Raw genomic sequence first — 237 nt, 5'->3', positions numbered from 1 at the left:
TCCCAGACCCGAGACTTGGCGGGTGTTTCAGTTGATGTCGGCGACGAGCGTCCGGATCAGCGAGACCAGTTTCGTGGTGTCGAGTCGGCCCTTCAGCAGTGGTGTGCGGGCGGCGCGAATGATTGAGTCCATGCTGCGGGCGGCGTCCAACCGTGTGCCTTGCAGTGGCGCCTTGTCCAACTGCCAGCTCCCGATCTCCGACCTGTGCTCTCGAACGACCAGCAGCAAGTTGTAGAG

At 62.4% G+C, this 237-nt stretch carries 1 protein-coding gene; it reads right to left on the bottom strand.

The window, feature by feature from the left end; genetic code table 11:
• Nucleotides 1-27 precede the first annotated feature (27 nt).
• Nucleotides 28-237, bottom strand: a 210-nt coding sequence (locus tag AC1RPH_RS08505) for a hypothetical protein (RefSeq protein ID WP_481762150.1), incomplete at its 5' end; no start/stop codon positions are given.

This window comes from Dellaglioa sp. CoH-57-MRSF-16 (genome assembly GCF_056782055.1).
The sequence above is the reverse complement of the archived record's forward strand: the minus strand, read 5'-3'. Positions and strand labels throughout refer to the sequence as shown.